The 4,029-nt window shown below is 67.9% G+C and carries 3 protein-coding genes; all 3 read right to left on the reverse strand.

The features are described 5' to 3' along the window. Positions 1–92: 92 nt before the first annotated feature. Positions 93–1,691: an ABC transporter substrate-binding protein gene (locus ABZ070_RS35685; protein ID WP_356640178.1), complete on the reverse strand. Its 1,599-nt coding sequence runs from the start codon at positions 1,689–1,691 to the stop codon at positions 93–95. 504 nt (positions 1,692–2,195) lie between these two features. Then, on the reverse strand, positions 2,196–2,897 hold the full coding sequence (locus ABZ070_RS35690; protein WP_356640180.1) for an HAD family phosphatase: 702 nt from the start codon (positions 2,895–2,897) through the stop codon (positions 2,196–2,198). A gap of 108 nt (positions 2,898–3,005) precedes the next feature. Continuing rightward, positions 3,006–4,029, reverse strand: a 1,024-nt coding sequence (locus tag ABZ070_RS35695) for a vitamin B12 dependent-methionine synthase activation domain-containing protein (RefSeq protein ID WP_356640182.1), incomplete at its 5' end; no start/stop codon positions are given.

Raw genomic sequence — 4,029 nt, forward strand, 5'->3', positions numbered from 1 at the left:
CCGCAATGCAAACGCCCCGTGGCAGCGCCGCCGCGGAGCGCAGTCGGTGTGCCATGGCCTCCGGCCTTTGTCGTTCGTGGGAGCCGCCAGGATCAGGCGGTTCCGCGGAACAGCTCCCACAGCTGGAGGTCGGAGCTGGAGTTGAGCGCCCACTCGACACCACTGACGTTCTCGCGTGCGGCGACGTACTGCTTGCCCTGCCAGAGCGGCAGCACGGGCACGTCGTTGGCGACGATGTCCTGGATCTGCTTGAAGGCCGGCGACGCCGCGGTGCGGTCGGCCTCACGGCGCGACTGCGGGATCAGTTCAAGAGCCTTGTCGCTGACGTAGGGCGAGTTGAGGAAGTTGCCCTTGTCGAGGAACGGCGCGGTGTAGTTGTCCGGGTCCGGGAAGTCGGGGAACCAGCCCAGCCCGTAGACGGCGTAGTCGCCGCGCTTCTGGGCGGGACGGAACTTGGCCCACTCGGCGCCCTCGATCTTGACGTCGAACAGCTTGCTCGCGTTGAGCTGGTCGCGGAGCGCCTCGAACTCCTTGGCCGTGCCCTCGCCGTAGTGGTCCGTGGTGTAGTGCAGCGTGAGCTTGACCGGCGTGCTGATGCCGGCGTTGCTCAGGATGCTCGCGGCGTTCGCGCGGCTGGGCTCGCCGTACTTGTTGAAGAACGAGTTCGTGTGCGCGGAGATGCTCGACGGGATGAGCGAGTAGAGGGGCTCGGCGGTGGCGCCGTACACCTCCTGAGCGATCTGGCCGCGATCGACGAGCGACGCGATGGCCTGGCGGACGGCCTTGTTCTTGACCGCCGGGGCGTTGGTGTTGAAGGCGAGGTAGCGGATCTCCAGGCCCGGCATCTCGGTGAGCTCGATGCCTTCCTTCGGATTTTCCAGCAGGTTCTTGATCTGCTCCGGCGACATGGCACGGGTCATCAGGTCGATGTCGCCCTCCTCGAGCGCCTTGCCCATGGAGGCGGCGTCGGCGAAGGTGCGCAGCACGACCTTGTCGTTGTGGAGCTTGAGGTCGCCCTTGTAGTTCGGGTTCTTGCTGAAGACGACCTGGGAGACGTGGTCGCCGTCGGTCTCGGTCTTCATGGTGTACGGGCCGGAGCCGTCGACCTGGAAGCCCTCGCGCAGCTTCTTCCCCTCGTACTTCTCCTTGCTGACGATGCCGGCGACCGGCGTCGAGAGCTTGTACGGGAAGGTGGCGTCGGGCGTGGCCAGGTGGAAGATGATCTCGTCCTCGCCCTTGGTCTCGATCGTATCGATGTTCGAGAGGAGGGCGGCCGTGCCGTTGTCGGCGTCGATGTCCAGAACCCGCTGGACGGAGAACTTGACGTCCTGCGCGGTCACGGGCGTGCCGTCGGCGAACGTGAGGCCGCTGCGCAGCTTGCAGCGGTAGCTCTCGCTCGCGTTGTCCGTGAAGATGCAGGACTCGGCGGCGTCCGGGACGGGCTCACCGCCGCCGCGCGGGGCGTGCATCAGGGTCTGGAGGGTCTGCCGCAGGACGTTCCAGGCGCCGGTGTCGTAGGCGTACGCCGGGTCCAGGGGAGCGGGGGCGTCCGCGCCCGCGACGAACTGGTCCGTGGTGCCCACGACTATGGCGTCGCCGCCGTCGGACCCGCTGCCCGTACTGCCGCAGGCGACGAGCACGGGCGCGAGCAGGCCGACCACGGCCGACAGCACCAAAGTCTTACGGTTCATCCTGGACGTTCTCCCTCATCCCATCCGGCACTGGTTACAGCGATGCGTTTCAGACACTCCGCCGCCTCCGCCCGGTCGGGGCGGCGCGATCGGGCCGGGATACAGAGCGATCGGTCCTGTGTTTCCGTCGGCTGGGTGGTCGGCGGAACACCACGGTGATGCAGCGAAGTCTCGCGACGAGATTAGTCGGCAACGCCAGGAAAGGGTGACCGGGCCCGAGTTGATGCGTAATCGCTGAGTGATCATCAATGGCTGTGGGTGGATGGCCATGCCGCGGAAGATTCGTAATCTCCCTCACCAATCCGGACACATGGAAGCGTCCGACACCCCCCGAACGGGGCATCGGACGCAAGTCGCCCCTCGTCAGGACGGCACGCACAGTGACGAAGGTCACCCTGGGAACATATTGGCGATCACGCGGTAATCGAACGGGCGGTCACGGAAAAAGCATGTCCGGATGCCGTGAGTTTCTCATTCGTTCGAGATACACGGACCGTACGCGTATCACTGCTTCGCGCTGATGAGAGTGCGCAGGAATACGACGTCGACTTCCTCGAGGGACTGAACGACGACTCGGCCGACAGCCGGCTGGATCGGACTCACGGACGGGACCGCCACGACTCGGCAGCCCGCCGCCTCCGCCGACGCCACGCCGGTCGCCGTGTCCTCCACGACGGCGCACCTCGCGGGCTCCGCACCCAGCCCCTGGGCGGCGAGGAGATACGGGTCGGGGTGCGGCTTGGTACGGGGTACCTCGTCACCCGCGACCGAGAGGGCGAAGTGCTGGGGACCCAGGGAGTAGAGGATCCGGTCGATGATGCGGCGGTGCGACGCCGAGACCAGCGCTGTGGGCACGTTGTGTGCGGCAAGCTCCGAGAGCAGCCGGGCTGCACCGGGCATCATGGGCACGCCCCGCCCGATGCGTTCCTCGAACTTGTCGTTGAGCAGCACGGTCAGCTCCGCGAGGCTGATGTCGGCGCCGGTGGCCTCGATGAGATAGCCCGCGCTGCGCGTCATGGGGCCGCCCACCACGACGTCCCGCCATGCCTCGTCCAGCCGGTGGCCGAGGTCGGCGAAGACCTCCACCTCCGCGTCCCACCAGAAGCCCTCCGTGTCGACGAGGGTGCCGTCCATGTCGAGAAATACGGCCTGCAGGGCGGCCGCTTCGGCCGAACGGGTCAGCGACGCGGGGACCGTGCTGGTCATCGACGCACCTCCATCAGGGACGAGAAGGCCGGCCACCTCTCCCAGCGGCTTTCCCGCAGGGACAGGCGACCGGCCTGCACTGGACCGACCAGTGTACGACGCACTGGATCAGCGTGCGTTGAAATACTTCGCCTCGGGGTGGTGGATGACGATCGCGTCGGTGGACTGCTCGGGGTGGAGCTGGAACTCCTCGGACAGCTGGACGCCGATGCGTTCCGGCCGGAGCAGTTCCGCGATCTTGGCACGGTCCTCGAGATCCGGGCACGCACCGTAGCCGAGCGAGAACCGGGCGCCGCGGTACTTCAGCGCGAACATGTCCTCCACGTCGGCCGGGTCCTCGCCGCCGAAGCCGAGCTCGGCGCGCACCCGGGCGTGCCAGTACTCGGCGAGCGCCTCCGCGAGCTGGACGGACAGGCCGTGCAGCTCGAGGTAGTCGCGGTAGGCGTTGGCCTCGAAGAGCTTGGCGGTCTCCTCACCGATCTTCGATCCGACGGTGACGACCTGCAGACCGACGACGTCGGTCTCGCCGGACTCCTCGGGGCGGAAGAAGTCCGCCAGGCACAGGCGCCGGCCGCGGCGCTGACGCGGGAAGGAGAAGCGGGTCCGCTCGGAGCCGTCCTCGTTCAGCAGGATCAGGTCGTCGCCCTTGGACACGCACGGGAAGTAGCCGTGGACGACGGCCGCCTCGAGAAGGTTGTCGGTCTGCAGCCGGTCCAGCAGGCCGCGCAGCCGGGGCCTGCCCTCGGACTCCACCAGCTCCTCGTACGTGGGCCCGTCTCCGACGCGGGACTGCTTGAGCCCCCACTGGCCCTTGAACAGGGCGCCCTCGTCGAGCCAGGAGGCGTAGTCCTTGAGCGGGATGCCCTTGACCACGCGGGTTCCCCAGAACGGCGGCTCGGGGACCGGGTTGTCGGTCGCGACGTCGGACCGGGCCGAGCCTTCCTCGGGGCGCTCCTCGACCACCGTGGTGGCGGCCGCCCTGACCCTGCGCTGCTTCAGTTCGGGCAGCACCGCGCCGGGGACGCCGCGCTTGACGCCGATGAGGGCGTCCATCAGGCGCAGGCCCTCGAACGCGTCGCGGGCGTAGCGGACTTCGCCCTCGTAGAGTTCGTGGAGGTCCTGCTCGACATAG

The organism is Streptomyces sp. NPDC006283 (assembly GCF_040613325.1).
GTDB lineage: Bacteria > Actinomycetota > Actinomycetes > Streptomycetales > Streptomycetaceae > Streptomyces.